This window comes from Pseudomonas sp. EGD-AK9, assembly GCF_000465935.2.
GTDB lineage: Bacteria > Pseudomonadota > Gammaproteobacteria > Pseudomonadales > Pseudomonadaceae > Aquipseudomonas.
On sequence record NZ_AVOF01000774.1, the window covers coordinates 1 to 717 of the forward strand.

Annotated in this window: 1 protein-coding gene; it reads right to left on the reverse strand. The window is 73.1% G+C overall.

The window, feature by feature from the left end; genetic code table 11:
- The coding region (locus tag N878_RS23770; protein WP_021445993.1) for a putative PEP-binding protein at nucleotides 1-717 on the reverse strand (717 nt) is incomplete at both ends.

Below are 717 nucleotides of genomic sequence, written 5' to 3' on the forward strand. Positions count from 1 at the left end.
CTCAGCTCGTCGACGCCCAGGCCGACCAGCAGCGGCACCGCCAGACGGTCGCTGGCCAGCTCGCCGCAGACGCCGACCCACTTGCCCTCGGCATGCGCCGCCGCCACCGTCATGCCGATCAACCGCAGCACCGCCGGGTGCAGGCCGTCGGCCTGGGCCGAGAGAGTCGGGTGGCCGCGGTCGATGGCCAGGCAGTACTGGGTCAGGTCGTTGGTACCGATGCTGAAGAAGTCCACCTCGCGCGCCAGCACCGGCGCCAGCAGGGCCGCCGAGGGCACCTCGACCATGATGCCGAGCTGCAGGTCGGCCAGCGGGATTTCCTCGCGCAGGCGCAGGGCCATGTCGCGTGCCACCCGCCACTCCTCCACCGCGCCGACCATGGGGAACATGATCCGCAGCGGACGGCCCTCGGCCGCGGCCAGCAGGGCGCGCAGCTGGGTCTCGAGGATCTCCGGGCGCTGCAGGCTGAGGCGGATGCCGCGCACGCCGAGGAAGGGGTTTTCCTCGGCCGGCATGGGCCAGTAGGGCAGCGGCTTGTCGCCGCCGACATCCAGGGTGCGCACCACCAGCGGGCGCCCTTCGAGGGCGTCGAGCACGCGGCGGTACTCGACTTCCTGGGCCGCCTGGCTCGGCGCCTGGGCGTGTTCCATGAACACCAGTTCGGTGCGCAGCAGGCCCACCGCCTCGGCGCCCAGGGCCACCGCCTCGGCGGTCTCG